At 73.5% G+C, this 13,886-nt stretch carries 11 protein-coding genes and 1 riboswitch; of the genes, 3 read left to right on the top strand and 8 right to left on the bottom strand.

The window, feature by feature from the left end; all coding sequences use genetic code 11:
* Positions 1-36: 36 nt before the first annotated feature.
* Positions 37-1,689, bottom strand: coding sequence for a bifunctional phosphoribosylaminoimidazolecarboxamide formyltransferase/IMP cyclohydrolase (purH, locus tag FHX71_RS27815; RefSeq protein WP_182620688.1), 1,653 nt, complete (start codon positions 1,687-1,689; stop codon positions 37-39).
* A gap of 33 nt (positions 1,690-1,722) precedes the next feature.
* A riboswitch (ZMP/ZTP riboswitch) is annotated at positions 1,723-1,809 on the bottom strand.
* A 142-nt stretch (positions 1,810-1,951) separates the two neighbouring features.
* Between purH and FHX71_RS27810 the strand changes: the two genes are divergently transcribed.
* Positions 1,952-3,592: an FAD-dependent oxidoreductase gene (locus FHX71_RS27810; RefSeq protein WP_182620687.1), complete on the top strand. Its 1,641-nt coding sequence runs from the start codon at positions 1,952-1,954 to the stop codon at positions 3,590-3,592.
* 15 nt (positions 3,593-3,607) lie between these two features.
* Here the strand turns inward: FHX71_RS27810 and FHX71_RS27805 are convergent, their stop codons facing one another.
* The gene (locus tag FHX71_RS27805) at positions 3,608-4,246 is read right to left on the bottom strand and encodes a TetR/AcrR family transcriptional regulator (RefSeq protein WP_182620686.1); all 639 of its coding nucleotides are present in this window, start codon (positions 4,244-4,246) and stop codon (positions 3,608-3,610) included.
* A 59-nt stretch (positions 4,247-4,305) separates the two neighbouring features.
* Between FHX71_RS27805 and FHX71_RS27800 the strand changes: the two genes are divergently transcribed.
* Positions 4,306-5,364: an SDR family NAD(P)-dependent oxidoreductase gene (locus FHX71_RS27800; RefSeq protein ID WP_182620685.1), complete on the top strand. Its 1,059-nt coding sequence runs from the start codon at positions 4,306-4,308 to the stop codon at positions 5,362-5,364.
* Positions 5,365-5,452: 88 nt separating this feature from the next.
* Here the strand turns inward: FHX71_RS27800 and FHX71_RS27795 are convergent, their stop codons facing one another.
* The gene (locus FHX71_RS27795) at positions 5,453-6,736 is read right to left on the bottom strand and encodes an MFS transporter (RefSeq protein WP_182620684.1); all 1,284 of its coding nucleotides are present in this window, start codon (positions 6,734-6,736) and stop codon (positions 5,453-5,455) included.
* An 82-nt stretch (positions 6,737-6,818) separates the two neighbouring features.
* On the opposite strand from FHX71_RS27795, the gene FHX71_RS27790 reads away from it, so the two are divergent.
* Complete coding sequence (locus tag FHX71_RS27790) at positions 6,819-7,388, top strand: ArsR/SmtB family transcription factor (protein ID WP_182620683.1); 570 nt, start codon at positions 6,819-6,821, stop codon at positions 7,386-7,388.
* 6 nt (positions 7,389-7,394) lie between these two features.
* On the opposite strand, the gene FHX71_RS27785 is transcribed toward FHX71_RS27790, so the two are convergent.
* The 5 genes from FHX71_RS27785 to sucC all read right to left on the bottom strand — a co-directional run bounded on the left by FHX71_RS27785 (position 7,395) and on the right by sucC (position 13,755).
* A complete protein-coding gene (locus FHX71_RS27785) occupies positions 7,395-8,720 on the bottom strand; it encodes an MFS transporter (RefSeq protein WP_312877245.1) in 1,326 nt (441 codons plus the stop codon).
* Positions 8,721-8,786: 66 nt separating this feature from the next.
* Positions 8,787-9,431, bottom strand: a complete 645-nt coding sequence (gene purN / locus FHX71_RS27780) for a phosphoribosylglycinamide formyltransferase (RefSeq protein WP_182620682.1) — start codon at positions 9,429-9,431, stop codon at positions 8,787-8,789.
* A 10-nt stretch (positions 9,432-9,441) separates the two neighbouring features.
* Positions 9,442-11,169 (bottom strand): cell division protein PerM, encoded by a 1,728-nt coding sequence (locus FHX71_RS27775; protein ID WP_312877244.1) that lies wholly within the window; start codon positions 11,167-11,169, stop codon positions 9,442-9,444.
* A 480-nt stretch (positions 11,170-11,649) separates the two neighbouring features.
* A complete protein-coding gene (sucD, locus tag FHX71_RS27770; protein WP_182620681.1) occupies positions 11,650-12,546 on the bottom strand; it encodes a succinate--CoA ligase subunit alpha in 897 nt (298 codons plus the stop codon).
* 39 nt (positions 12,547-12,585) lie between these two features.
* A complete protein-coding gene (gene sucC, locus FHX71_RS27765) occupies positions 12,586-13,755 on the bottom strand; it encodes an ADP-forming succinate--CoA ligase subunit beta (RefSeq protein WP_182620680.1) in 1,170 nt (389 codons plus the stop codon).
* Positions 13,756-13,886 lie beyond the last annotated feature (131 nt).

The following is a 13,886-nucleotide window of genomic DNA, read 5'->3' as shown; positions in this document are numbered from 1 at the left end:
ACTCGACCGGCGGAGGGTGCCAGATCGGGAACGACGTCAGTGCGCGAAGTGGCGGGTGCCCGTGAGGTACATCGTGACGCCGGCCGTCTCGGCAGCCTTGACGACCTCCTCGTCGCGGATCGAGCCACCCGGCTGCACGACGGCGGTGACCCCGGCGTCGAGCAGCACCTGCAGGCCGTCGGCGAACGGGAAGAACGCGTCCGACGCCGCGACGGCGCCACGGGCCCGCTCGACAGGACCGGACTCGCCGTCGGCCAGGGTGTTGGCGCGCTCGACGGACAGGCGGCACGAGTCCACGCGGTTCACCTGGCCCATGCCGATGCCGACCGCGGCCCCGTCGCGCGCAAGCAGGATCGCGTTCGACTTGGCAGCCCGCACGGCCTTCCACGCGAACGCGAGGTCGGCGAGCACCTCGGGTGACGCCGCCTCGCCGGTCGCCAGCGTCCAGTTCTCGGGGCTGTCGCCGTCGGCCTGGAACCGGTCGGTCGCCTGCATGAGCAGCCCGCCGGAGATGGGCCGGGTCTCGACGGCGCCGGCGGGCGCCTCGGGGACCACGAGCAGCCGGATGTTCTTCTTGGCCTGGAGGATCTCCAGCGCCTCGGGCTCGAAGCCCGGGGCCACGACGACCTCGGTGAACACCGGGGCGATCTGCCGGGCCGCCGCCGCGGTGACGGTGCGGTTCGCGGCGATCACGCCGCCGTACGCGCTGACCGGGTCGGTCGCGTGGGCCCGGGCGTGCGCCTCGGCGATGTCGGTACCGACCGCGATGCCGCAGGGGTTGGCGTGCTTGATGATCGCGACGGCGGGGCCCTCGTGGTCCCAGGCGGCGCGCCACGCGGCGTCGGCGTCGACGTAGTTGTTGTAGCTCATCGCCTTGCCGTGCAGCTGCTCGGCCTGGGCGAGGCCGGTGACGCCGTCGCCGCGCGTGTAGAGGGCGGCGCGCTGGTGCGGGTTCTCGCCGTAGCGGAGCACGTCGGCGCGCTCCCAGGTGCCGCCGACCCAGGCGGGGAAGCCGGTCGAGACCGGACCGTCGGCGCCGTCGACCGCGTCCGTCGGGGAGACGACGGAGCCCATCCAGGACGCCACGGCGACGTCGTAGGTCGCGGTGTGCACGAACGCGGCGGCGGCGAGCGCCTTGCGCTGGGCGTAGGTGAAGCCGCCGGCACGCACGGCGGCGGCGACGTCGTCGTACCGGGCCGGGTCCACGACCACGGCGACGGACGGGTGGTTCTTCGCGGCGGCGCGCACCATGGACGGCCCGCCGATGTCGATCTGCTCGACGACGGCGTCCGGCCCGGCGCCCGACGCGACCGTGGCCGCGAACGGGTAGAGGTTCACGACGACGAGCTCGAACGGCGAGATCTCGAGCTGCGCGAGCTGGTCGAGGTGGTCCTGCTTGCGGGTGTCGGCCAGGATGCCGGCGTGCACGCGCGGGTGGAGCGTCTTGACGCGGCCCTCGAGGCACTCGGGGAAACCCGTGAGCTCCTCGACCGGCGTGACGGGGATGCCCGCGTCGGCGATCTTGGACGCGGTGGAGCCGGTGGAGACCAGCTCGACGCCGGCGTCGTGCAGCGCCGTGGCGAGCTCGATCAGGCCGGTCTTGTCGTAGACGCTCAGCAGCGCGCGCCGGACGGGGCGCTGCGAGTCGTCGGTGAGCTGGACGTCAGGGGTGGACGGGGCGCCGGACATGGCGGTTCTCCTCGGAAGTAGCCTCGTGGAAAACCCTGGCACCCAGGCGGGCGGCGCGCATCACGGGTCGGTCGGCCGCTCCCCGGTGGTGACCCACCCTCGCCAGTCACGGCCAGGTGCAGTCTAGCGGTGGCCGGAAGGTGCCGTTCCGCCCCGGGGTCTTGCGGCCCTCCGGGGGCACGGGAGTAGGTTGTGCCCCAACCGGACAACGTCGTCCGGTAGCGCCGGGAGACCGGCGCCGGGCAACCGGAGGGATCGCGCGATGACGCACGAGGAAGTGGTCGACGTACTGGTCGCGGGGACGGGCGCCGCCGGGCTCAGCGCGGCGATCGCCGCGGCCGACGCCGGGGCGAAGGTGCTGGTCGTGGAGTCGGCGGACCGGTGGGGCGGCACCACGATGCGCAGCGGCGGCGGGCTGTGGCTGCCGGACAACCCGGTGATGCGACGCGCGGGGATCGCCGACTCCCGCGCGGAGGCGCTGACGTACCTGGAGGCGGCGATCGGCGACGTCGGCCCCGCGAGCTCGGCCGCGCGCCGGGAGGCGTTCGTGGACACCGTCGACGAGCTGGTCACCGCGCTGGAGGGGCACGGCGTGCGGTGGTCGACGGCGAAGAAGTACCCCGACTACTACCCCGAGCGGCCCGGCGGCAAGATCGGCCGGTCCATCGAGCCCCGGCCGTACGACACGCGGCGGCTCGGCGACTGGATCGAGCGGTCCCGCGTCAAGGACGGCGTGCCGCTCGCCGTCATGAACGACGACTTCTACGAGCTGGGCCGGGCCTGGTCCACGCCGTCGGGCTTCGTCCGCGGGGCGCGGCTGGTGTTCCGCGTGCTGGGCGGCCTGCTCACCGGCAAGAAGCAGGTGGGCATGGGGGCGGCGCTGGCCTGTTCCCTCATGGAGGTCGTGCGGGCGCAGGGCACGGAGGTGCGGCTGAGCACGCCGCTGACCGAGCTCCTGGTGGAGGACGGCGCCGTGGTGGGCGCCGTCGTCGGCATGCCGCAGGCCCGGCGCACCGTCCGCGTGACCGGCGGCGTCGTGCTGGGCGCGGGCGGGTTCGCCCACCGGACCCGGTGGCGCGAGAAGCACCACGGCGTGCCCGGCTGGAGCGCCGCGTCCGAGGACGACCAGGGCACGGGCATCGAAGCCGGGGCCGACGCCGGCGGCGCGCTCGCTCTGATGGACGACGCCTGGTGGGGCGCGGGCGTGGACAACAGGGGCCAGGGGATGCACGGCTTCGTGCTGTCCGAGCGGTCCATGCCGTACTCGATGGTCGTGGACTCCTCCGGCGCCCGGTACGTCAACGAGTCCACGAGCTACATCGACTTCGGCCACGCGCTGCTGGAGCGGGACCCGCAGGTGCCGGCGAACCCGTCGTGGCTGGTCATGGACGTGCGCGCGCGGCGTCGGTACCTCAACACGTCACTCCTGGCCGGCCGACGGCGGTACGTCGACGACGGCACCCTCGTCTACGCGGACACCCTCGCTGAGCTGGCGGACACGCTCGGCCTGGACCCGCGGACCTTCCGGGACACGGTCGCGCGGTTCAACGGGTTCGCCCGGACCGGCAAGGACACCGACTTCGGCCGCGGCGACTCCGGTTACGACCGCTACTACTCCGACCCCACCGTCCGGCCCAACCCGAACCTCGGCGCGATCGAGCGCGGACCCTTCTCCGCGCTGCGGATCGTGCCCGGCGACCTGGGCACCAAGGGCGGGCTGCTCACCGACGAGCACGCGCGGGTGCTGCGCGAGGACGGCTCAGCGATCCCGGGCCTGTACGCGGCGGGGAACACCACGGCGTCCGTGATGGGGCGCACCTACCCCGGGCCCGGGTCGACGATCGGCCCGGCGGCCGTGTTCGGCTGGATCGGCGGGCAGCAGGCGGCGGGGAGGCGGGACTAGGGCGCGGGCCGCGTGCTACGCGGCGTCGGGGATGCGGACCTCCAGGCCCAGCAGCTCCCAGGCGCGCCGCGCGCGGCGCACGCGGTCCTCGCCCTCGGCCTGCGACAGGCCGCCGGCCATCATGGCGACGGCGAGCAGCAGGTCGTCCGACGTCGTCCCGGCGGGGACGTCACCGGAACCGGTCGCGCCCGCCAACCGGGTACCCAGGGCGGCGGCGACCCGCTCGCCCAGGGCGACGATCCGCTCGTCCGCGGGCACCCGCGACCGCACCAGGTCCACGAAGCCCACCGAGTCGACGGCGTTCCGCGTGACCAGCCCGAGCAGGTCGGCCAGGTCGGCGTCAGGGGTTGCGGCAAGCTCCTCGACGGCGACGACCTGCTCCTCGAACACCGCGACCACGAGGTCCAGCCGGTCCGGGAAGTGCCGGTACAGGCTCCCCTGCCCGACGCCGGCCCGCTTGGCGACCGCGCTCAGCGGCGCGTCCGTCCCGCCGGACCCGAAGATCTCGCGGGCCGCGGCCAGCAGCGCCGCGCGGTTTCCCGCGGCGGCGCGGGGGCCGAGGTTGGGCGCCCCGCCGCGGCGCGTCGTGCCGTGCGGGACGGCGGTGCCGTGCGGAAGGGCACCGGGGCGGGGGTCGCGGAGTACGCCGGTCATGGGGCTATCCTAGAACCGGACAGTGTTGTCCGGTATCCACCCCGTCCGAGGAGCGCACCATGGCACTGACCCCCCGATCGACCGTCGGCGACTGGCTCGACCACCCCGTCGGTGGCCCGATCCTGACCGCATTTCTCGCCCAGGGCGGCGCGACGCCGGACTCGCTGGCCCCCACTCGCGGGCTGGCGCTGGAGCAGCTCGTCGCGATGTCCGGCGGCAAGTTCCCCGCCGAGGCCCTCGACGCCCTGGTCGCGGCGTACTGGGAGGCGGCACCCGAGGAGGCCGCGGCGGGCGACGCGGCTGCTGCGGCCGGCGAGACGGCGGGCGGCGAGCCCGCCGCGGCCGGCTGGGCCGAGCAGATCACGCCGGGCCGCTTCGCCGGGCAGACCGTCGTCGTGACCGGCGCGGCCTCCGGCATCGGCCGGGCCGTCGCCTCCCGTGTGGCCCGTGAGGGCGGGCGCGTGATCGCCGCCGACCTCTCGGCCGAGAAGCTCGACGAGGTCGCCGCCGGCTTGACCGGGCTGCCGTCCGGGGCCCAGATCATCCCCGTGGCGGGCGACATCTCGCGCCAGGACGACGTCGAGCGCATCGCCGCCGCGGCCGGCGAGCGGGTGGACGCGCTCGCGAACATCGCCGGGATCATGGACGACATGTCGGCGGTGCACGAGGTGAGCGACGCCCTGTGGGAGCGGGTGCTGCGCGTGAACCTGGAGGGCACCATGCGGCTGAGCCGCGCCGTCGTGCCCGGGATGCTGACGGCGAAGGAGGGGCGCATCGTGAACGTCGCCTCCGAGGCCGGGCTGCGCGGCTCGGCCGCCGGCGTCGCCTACACGGCGTCCAAGCACGCGGTCGTGGGCCTGACGAAGTCGAGCGCCGTGATGTACGCGAAGCACGGCATCCGCACCAACGCCGTCGCGCCCGGCGGCGTCGCCACGGGCATCCCGGTGCCCGGGCAGGCTGAGTTCGGCGCCCCGGTGCTGCGGCCCCACCAGGTCAACATCCTCAGCCTCGCCATGGCCGAGGAGCTCGCCGCCACCATCACGTTCCTGCTGTCGAAGGACTCGGTGAACCTGAACGGGGCGATCATCGCGGCGGACGGCGGCTGGTCCGCCGTCTGACCCCTCCCCTCCCCTCCCCTCCCTTCCCCTTCCTCCGTGTCAGACGCTCAGGCCCCCCGGGGGACCTGAGCGTCTGACACGGGCCGCGTTACTCCAGCGCGTCGGCCGCCCAGGTGTCCGGGAGGCCGACCCGCCACAGCGGGCGCACCAGGAACATCGCCAGGAACAGCACGGTCCACGCGGCGGCGAAGCACCACATCGCGGCGCTGATCCCGACGCCGTCGAGGAGCAGGCTGCCGACGAGCGGCGCCGTCGGGCCGGCCACCAAACCTGTCAGCCCCAGCGTCGCGGCCATCCGGCCCTGCATCCGGCCCGGCGTGATGGCCGTGACGTACGAGAGCATCCCGGCGTTGAGGGCGGGCGCGAACAGCATCATCCCGGTAAGCGCCGCGACGAACCCCCAGTACGTGGGGAACAGCGCCATCACGACGACGGCGACGCCGGAGACGCCGAGCGCCAGCACGGTCAGGACGCTCACCCGCACCCGCCGGACGAGCGCGCCCGCGAGGACCGAGCCCGTCAGCACACCCACGCCGACCGCCGTGTTGACCAGGCCGATGAGCGCGGGCGCCGTGCCGGTGCTGACCAGGTGCAGGTTGATCGCGACCATCATGCCGTTCAGAACCACGTTGACCAGCATGAACAGCCAGATCGTGGCGCGCAGCAGGGGCACGGCGAACACGTACCGGAGCCCGGCCCGGAGCGCGGCGACCGGATGCTCGGCGCGTGCGGCGCCGAGGTCGCCGTTGAGCGGTTCGCGCACCAGGGAGGTGGTGACGACGGCGACGAGCCGGCCCGCCGCGGAGACCACGAAGGGCAGCACCGTGCTCATACCGTAGAGCAGCCCGCCGAGCGGGCCCTGGAGCAAGGCGGCCGCGGCGTCGCGCCCCTGGGCCACGGACATCGCCTGGCCCAGGTGCTCCGTACGGACGACGGCGTGCAGCGCGGCCGTGCCCGCAGGGTCCAGCAGGGAGCCGACGGCGGACGACACGAACAGGGCCGCTGCCAGGTGCGGGGCGGTGATCGAGAGCCCGTCCGCCAGCCCCGCGACCACGACCGTGGCCCAGGCGAGGGCCGCGACCGCGCCGCCGGCCATGATGAGCCGACGCCGGTCCACGCGGTCCACGATCACGCCGGCCGGGAGGGTCATGAGCACCGACCCGAGCTGGCCGACGAACGAGATCACCCCGGCCTGGACCACGGACCCCGTGATCGCGAACGCGGCGAGCGGCACTGCGAAGGCGCCGACGGCGGCTCCCACGTCCTCGGCCGTCGCGCCCGTCAGGAGCAGGCGGTAGGAGCGGTTCTTCCAGAGGCTGGGCGCCGTCTCGGTGGGCACCTCGCCCGGCATCCGGGCCTCGTCCGTCGTCATGCCGCACACCATAGTTCCGCAATTTGAATTGCGCAATGGATCTTGCGCAATTCGAGATGCACGCTCTTGCTAGCCTGACGGCATGCCGAAGGAGCCCCTCCAGATCACCGACCCGGAGACCCTGCGCGCCATGGCGCACCCGCTCCGGCAGCGGATCCTGGTCGAGCTCAACGTCCGCGAGCACGCCCGGGCGGCCGACCTCGCCCGGTCGCTGGGCGAGCCGGCCAACTCGATCAGCTTTCACCTCCGGGTGCTCGCGAGGCACGGGTTCATCGAGGAGGCGCCCGAGCTCGCCCGCGACAAGCGGGACCGGGTGTGGCGGCCCGTCGTGGAACGGTTCGTCGTCGACCGCAACATCGCGGGCGCCGAACGCGTCATCGAGCCGTACCTGCACTGGCTGCGCGACATGTTCCTCCGCGACCGGGACGCACCCGGCGCGCGAGACGACCTGCACGAGGGTGTCGCGTCGGCCGGGTTCTTCACCCGGGAGGAGGCCGAGGAGATGACGGCCGAGGTCCTGACCGTGCTGGAGAAGTGGTCGGAGCGCACCAGCGCTGCCAAGCGTGCCGATCCCGACGACCCGAGGCGCCGGTACTACCAGCTCCTCTTCGCCATCGGCCCGCGCGCCGTGGACACCCCACCGGAGGCTTGAACCGGCTCAGCAGTCGCTCTCCAGCGCGTCGTCCGCCCACGTGCCGGGGCGCCCGATCCGCATCAGCGGGCGGGTGCACGCCAGCGCGACGAGGACGGCGACCATGGCGCCGACCATGACCCACAGCGTGACGCCGATGCCCCAGCCCTCCAGGAGCGCGCTGCCCAGCACGGGCGCGGTGGGCGCGGCGATGAGGCCGGTCAGCCCGAGCAGCGACGTCGCGCGGCCCATCATGCGGTCCGGGATGATCACCGTGAGGTAGCCGGTGAAGCCCGCGTTGAGCGCCGGGTAGAGGAAGACGCCGACCGCGAGCATCGACACGAACACCCAGTACGACGGCGCCAGCGCCATGACGACCAGCGCCGCGGCGAGCGTCCCGATCGCGAGCAGCCCGAGCCGGCCGACGCGGGTGCGCCGCACGATCGGGCCGGCGACGATCGCGCCGGCCAGCATGCTGACGCCGGCGCACGCGTCGACCAGGCCGATGAGCCGCGGGTCGGTGCCGGTGCGGACCAGCTCCAGGTTCACGGCCACGACCAGGGCGATCGCGGTGAGATTGAGCAGGGTGATCAGCACCAGCACCGCGCGGAACAGCGGCACGGCGCCCACGAAACGCAGGCCCTCGCGGAGGTCGGCGAGCGGGTGGCTCCGCTGGGTCCGCTCGCCGTTGAGCGGCTTGCGCACGAACGACACGGCGACGACCTCGATCAGGTGCCCCAGCACGGACGCCACGAACGGCAGCACGTGCGCCATGCCGTACAGGAACCCGCCCACGGGACCCGCGAACAGCGCGACCGCCGCCATCCGCCCCTGGTTCACGGCCATCGCGTTCGCCATCTGGGCGGGCGGGACGACGGCGCGCAGCGCGCCGCCCGACGCCGGGTTCACGAACGCGCTCACCATCGACGACCCGAACAGGACCGCCGCCAGGTGCCACGCGCCGAGGGTCCCCACCAGCCCGGCCGCGACGACCGTCGCCCACAGGACGGTCCCCGTCGCGGCGGCGACCACCAGGAGCGCGCGGCGGTTGACCCGGTCCGCGACGACGCCCGCGGGGAGCGTGGCCAGCAGCGCACCCGCCTGGCCGATGCCGCTGATCAGCCCCGCCTGCCCCACCGAGCCCGTGACCTCGAACGCCAGCAGCGGGATCGCGAACGTACCGACCCCGGCGCCGATCGCCTGCGCGAACCGCCCGGTCGTCAGCAGCAGATAGGCGGTGTTGCGCCGCAGGGGCGGTTCGGGGGTGCCCGGGTCCGGGGTCGCGAGAGCCGGCGTCACGACCACCGAACTCTCAAGATCGGCAGAACCCGCCGTCGTCGTCTCCCCAGTCACGCTGCACAACGTACCGGGTGAAATGTCCGCCTGATGACGCCGCGTGACTCGGGCGCCGCGGCCTCGTCAGTGGCCGATGGATGCCTTGCGGCCCGTGACGTGGAGGCCCTCGCGGGCCAGGCGGCCGACCGTCTCGACCAGCAGCGCGCGCTCGGCGACCTTGATCCGCTCGGTCAGGGTGGGCTCGTCGTCGGTGTCGAGCACGGGCACGGCGGTCTGGGCGACGATCGGGCCGGTGTCGACGCCGTCGTCGACCAGGTGCACCGTGCAGCCCGTGACCTTGACCCCGTGGGCGAGCGTGTCGCGCACCGGGTGCGCGCCGGGGAAGCTGGGCAGCAGCGCCGGGTGCGTGTTGATCATCCGGCCCTCGAACTTGCGGACGACGCCCGGCGCCAGGATGCGCATGAACCCCGCCAGGATCACGTAGTCGGGCTGGAACACCGTGATCGCCTCGAGCACGCCGTCGTTCCAGGCCGCGCGGTCGTCGAAGTCCTTCAGCGCGACGACGGCGGACGCCACCCCGGCGTCGCGCGCGAGGTCGAGCGCCCCCGCGGCCGGCCGGTCGGTGACGAGGCCGACGACGCGCGCGCCGTAGGCGGCGTCGTCGTGCGCGGCCAGGAGTGCCGCGAGGTTGGATCCGCCGCCCGAGGCGAGCACCACCAGGCGCTTGGCGGATGTGGACTCGACGGGGTGACCGGAGGGCGTCTGCACGGGCCCCAGCCTACTTTCCCGGGCCCGTCCCGCGTGCGTCGTCGGCGTCGGCGCCGACGTCGCTCGGCTTTCGCCAGGGATCAGGTCCCGGGTCCGAGTCCGGGTCCGAGACCGCGTACGCCTGGGTCCGCGCCCAGTCGCCGGCAGGACCCGCGCCCTCACCTGGCGAACCCGCGTCCGGGCCGACGGCGTCCCGCGGGTCCGGATCGCCGTCCGACGTCGCGCCCCCATCCCCGTCGTCGCCGTCGCCGTCCGAAGCGGGCGAGCCGTCGAACCCGAGCTCCGCCGCGAGGTCGCGCACCTCCCCATCAGCCGCGCCACCAGCCGCTTCGTCCCGGTCACCACCCACCGAACCGTCGCCACCCACAGCCCCAGGACGCCGCAGCCACGCCACGAGGTCCTCCCCGATCTCGCCGCGCCGCGCCACCACGTCCAGCTTGGCGCCGAGCAGCACGGCCGCCGCTCCCCCGCCCACCTCGGCGGCGACGAGCCCGGCGGTCACCAGGGGCTGGGCGCCGATCTCGGACAGCCGCCCGGGGCCGACCGCGCCCGCGGCGGCCCACTGGCCGAGCAGCACGAACACCCCCGGCACGAGGACGATCCCGCCGAGCACCCAGCCGACGTCGGCCCACCGCACCAGCGACGGCTCCAGCCGGCGCCAGGCGAACACGGCCGCGGCGACGCCGCACGCGACGACGAGCGCGGGCGACCAGGCGCTGACCGGGTTGGCCCAGTCCTCGCCCGGCAGCGACCCGAGCAGCGGCACGGCGGGCAGCGGCCCGGAGACCGTGCCGAACGGCGTGAAGCTCGTCCCCTCGCCGACGGCGAAGCCCGGCCCGGCGAGCCAGGCGAGCGCCCAGAGCAGCAGGTTGGGCAGCAGCGCGAGCTGCGCCACGGCGAACACGATGCCGCCGGTCCAGCCGGGTTCGAGGGACGTGACGATGTCCGACGACGTCGCCCGGCCCGCCAGCGCCCACGCCGCCACGAGCAGCGCGGCTCCGCCGACGAGCAGCGCGACGACGACGGCGCCGCCGCGCAGCCCGAGGCGCAGCGTCGCGGGGACCAGGTCGACGCCGGTGAGCCGGCGGGCCAGCGTCTCCGCGCCCTCCCCGATCTCGGCGGCCGACGGCGCGTCCGGGCGCGCGAGGATACCCAGGCCCGTGCCGAGCCCGCCCATGACCAGGCCCGCGACCGGCGCCAGGGCCAGCGACCAGCCGGGGGCGCTGCCCGCGAGGACGGCGACCGCCGTCGTGCCCAGGGCGTAGGTGACGGTGCCCGCCGCCCAGGCCCGGACCGAGGCCGCGGCGAACCGCTTGGCGCAGGCGTACGTCGTGAACAGCGCCAGGGCAGCGATGCCGAGCGGCGCGAGGGTGACCGTCACGTCGTCCGCGGTCAGCGGGACGCCGTGACCCAGCAGCCAGAGGCCCGCGGCGACGTCGATCGCGGAGCGGACCTGGGTGCCGCCGTCCGCGGCGTCGGACGGGGCGGCGAGCGCGGCGTTGCCCACGAGGAAGGCCACCACCGCCGGGAGCACCACGACGGCAAGCGACAGGACCAGCGCCTGGGCGGCCGCGAGCACCCCGGCGACGACGTGGGCGAGCGCGGACGACGCCTGCTCGGGGGCGGGTTCCTGCTCGACCACGCGGCCGCGGCGGGCCGCCGGCCGGTTGCCGGCCGGACGGGTCGTGCGGGTGCCGGCGGAACGGGTGGCCGTGCTCGGGCGGGGTGGTGCGCTCACCCGGCAATCTTCACCCGGGGCCCGGCGTCACCCCGGGGACCTGCCTCGGCGTGGCCCGGGTGAACTTCGGGAGATATTACGGCCGGGTATGGAGTTCACCGGGGGAACTGGTGTAGGAACGCCCCTTTTGCGAAGAGCCCCTCGGTCGCTTCAGCAGAACGGGCCCGGCCGCGCCCAGAGCAACGAGTCCGATCACCCCGGTGCCGAAAACTGCCCAAGGGATGAGGTATCGCCATTCGGGCAGGCTCTCAGCACTCGCGTCAGCGCTGTAACCCATCTGCACCAGGAGCACGATCCCGAGGACCGTCACCGCTCCGGCAGCTACGAGGGATCCCCAGAACGGATGGACCCGAAGTATCGACTCCCTGTCGTTCACGATCTCGACGTCGTTCACGATCTCACTCCGCTCGGTTGCGTGCCGCCGGACAGGACGACGACGGCGGCTCCCCCGAGAGAGGGAACCGCCGTCGCCGATCAGGGTCAGAGCCCCTGCAGGATCTCCCGCATGAGGTCGGCGGTCTCGGACGGCGTCTTGCCGACCTTCACGCCGACGGCCTCGAGGGCCTCCTTCTTGGCGGCCGCGGTACCGGCCGAGCCGGACACGATCGCGCCGGCGTGGCCCATCGTCTTGCCCTCGGGGGCGGTGAAGCCCGCGACGTAGCCGACGACCGGCTTGGTGACGTGCGCCTTGATGTACTCGGCGGCACGCTCCTCGGCGTCGCCGCCGATCTCGCCGATCATCACGATCGCCTTGGTCTCCGGGTCGTTCTCGAAGGCCTCGAGCGCGTCGATGTGCGTGGTGCCGACGATCGGGTCGCCGCCGATGCCGATGGCGGTCGAGAAGCCGAAGTCCTTCAGCTCGTACATCATCTGGTAGGTCAGCGTGCCCGACTTCGACACGAGACCGATCGGGCCCTTGCCCGTGATGGTGTGCGGGGTGATGCCGGCGAGCGACTCGCCCGGGGTGATGATGCCGGGGCAGTTCGGCCCGATCATCCGGGTCTCCTTGCCCTGCAGGTACGCCCACACCTCGGCGGTGTCCTGCACCGGCACGCCCTCGGTGATGACCACGAGCAGGCCGATGCCCGCGTCGATGGCCTCGATGGCCGCGTCCTTGGTGAAGGCCGGCGGCACGAAGACGACGGAGACGTCCGCGCCGGTCTCGGCCATGGCCTCCTTGACGGTGCCGAACACGGGGAGGGTCACGTCGGCGCCGGTGGCGTCCTTGTGGGTCACCGTGGTGCCGGCCTTGCGGGCGTTCACGCCGCCGACGATCGTCGCGCCGGAGTCCAGCATCAGGGCGGTGTGCTTGGCACCCATGCCACCCGTGATGCCCTGGACGATGATCTTCGAGTCCTGGTTCAGGTAGATCGACATTGTCTTCTTGTCTCTGCTTTCGAAGTCTTCAGCGGGCGATCAGGCGGCGGCAGCCTTGGCGGCGGCAAGGTCGGCGCCACCGTCCATGGTGTCGGCGAGGGTGACGAGCGGGTGGTTGCGCTCGTTCAGGATCTGGCGGCCGAGCTCGACGTTGTTGCCGTCGAGGCGGACGACCAGCGGCTTGGACGCCTCGTCGCCAAGGATGTCCAGCGCGCCCACGATGCCGTTGGCGACCTCGTCGCAGGCGGTGATGCCGCCGAAGACGTTCACGAAGACCGCCTTGACCTGCGCGTCGTTCAGGATCACGTCGAGGCCGTTGGCCATGACCTGCGCGTTGGCGCCGCCACCGATGTCGAGGAAGTTGGCGGGCTTGACGCCGCCGTGCTTCTCGCCCGCGTAGGCGACGACGTCGAGGGTGGACATGACCAGGCCCGCGCCGTTGCCGATGATGCCGACCTCGCCGTCGAGCTTCACGTAGTTGAGGTCGTTCTCCTTGGCCTTCGCCTCCAGCGGGTCGGCCGCGGCGGAGTCCTCGAGCTCGGCGTGGTCCGCGTGGCGGAAGCCGGCGTTCTCGTCGAGCGTGACCTTGCCGTCGAGGGCGACGATCTCGCCGTCCTCGGTCTTGACCAGCGGGTTCACCTCGACCAGCGTGGCGTCCTCGGCCTTGAACACGGTCCACAGGCCCTGGATGACCTCGGCGACCTTGCCCTTGATGTCCTCGGCGAAGCCGGCGGCGTCCACGATCTCGGCGGCCTTGGCCTCGTCGATGCCGACGGCCGGGTCGACGGCGATGCGCGCGAGCGCCTCGGGCCGCTCGACGGCGAGCTGCTCGATCTCCATGCCGCCCTCGACGGAGCACATGGCGAGGTAGTTGCGGTTGGACCGGTCCAGGAGCACGGAGAAGTAGAACTCCTCGGCGATCTTGGCGCCCTGGGCGATCATCACGCGGTGCACCGTGTGGCCCTTGATGTCCATGCCGAGGATCTCGCCGGCCTTCTCGGCCGCCTCCGCGGGCGAGTGGGCCAGCTTGACGCCGCCCGCCTTGCCGCGACCACCGGTCTTGACCTGGGCCTTCACGACGACGGTTCCGCCGCCCAGCTTCTCGGCGCCTTCGCGAGCCTCCTCGGGGGTCGTCGCGACAACCCCGCCCAGCACGGGAACGCCGTGCTTCTCGAAGATGTCGCGCGCCTGGTATTCGAACAGGTCCACCCTGCTGCGTCCTTCCATCGGGATGCGGCCCTCGGACGTCGTTGTCGCCCGGAGCCCGGCTGAAGCGATGTCTCGACGTCAAGACATCCCCGTACAGAGTAGCCCTGGATCGCCCGTGGTTCCGAACGAGA

The sequence above is a fragment of the Promicromonospora sukumoe genome (assembly GCF_014137995.1).
In the GTDB taxonomy this organism is placed as follows: Bacteria; Actinomycetota; Actinomycetes; order Actinomycetales; family Cellulomonadaceae; genus Promicromonospora; species Promicromonospora sukumoe.
This window is presented reverse-complemented; position numbering and strand designations above follow the sequence as displayed.

Bases quoted from the DNA above. Each gene is read 5' to 3' on its own strand.
- purH (WP_182620688.1), bottom strand. From the start codon at position 1,689: ATGTCCGGCGCCCCGTCCACCCCTGACGTCCAGCTCACCGACGACTCG.
- sucD (WP_182620681.1), bottom strand. From the start codon at position 12,546: ATGTCGATCTACCTGAACCAGGACTCGAAGATCATCGTCCAGGGCATC.
- FHX71_RS27810 (WP_182620687.1), top strand. From the start codon at position 1,952: ATGACGCACGAGGAAGTGGTCGACGTACTGGTCGCGGGGACGGGCGCC.
- FHX71_RS27805 (WP_182620686.1), bottom strand. From the start codon at position 4,246: ATGACCGGCGTACTCCGCGACCCCCGCCCCGGTGCCCTTCCGCACGGC.
- FHX71_RS27790 (WP_182620683.1), top strand. From the start codon at position 6,819: ATGCCGAAGGAGCCCCTCCAGATCACCGACCCGGAGACCCTGCGCGCC.
- FHX71_RS27800 (WP_182620685.1), top strand. From the start codon at position 4,306: ATGGCACTGACCCCCCGATCGACCGTCGGCGACTGGCTCGACCACCCC.
- FHX71_RS27795 (WP_182620684.1), bottom strand. From the start codon at position 6,736: ATGACGACGGACGAGGCCCGGATGCCGGGCGAGGTGCCCACCGAGACG.